This is a genomic window from Paenibacillus sp. 1-18 (assembly GCF_000520755.1).
Lineage (GTDB): Bacteria > Bacillota > Bacilli > Paenibacillales > Paenibacillaceae > Paenibacillus > Paenibacillus brasilensis.
In genome coordinates, this window is record NZ_ASSB01000314.1 from 1 (window position 1) to 312 (window position 312).

The following is a 312-nucleotide window of genomic DNA, read 5'->3' on the forward strand; positions in this document are numbered from 1 at the left end:
GTGAGGTGTACGGTGCGGTGGATATCGACAGTATTGCTGGACCGAGTGAAATTGTCGTGCTGGCTGATCATACGGCGAATGCTGCTTACGTTGCAGCAGATCTGCTGTCGCAAGCTGAGCATGACGAAATGGCCTCGGCCATTCTGGTTACACCCTCGCAGCGCTTGGCGGAAGAGGTATCTGCTGAGGTACAGCGCCAATTGGCCGATCTGCCCCGCAGAGATATTGCCTCTGCATCGGTAGAATCCTACGGGGCCATCATTGTCGTCGACACTCTGGAAGAGGGCATCAGTATTGTCAATCGGCTTTTGC

General features: G+C 54.8%; 1 protein-coding gene. It reads left to right on the plus strand.

The genetic code is table 11. The features are described from left to right. The coding region (locus L693_RS28340) for a histidinol dehydrogenase (protein ID WP_197030004.1) at positions 1 to 312 on the plus strand (312 nt) is incomplete at both ends.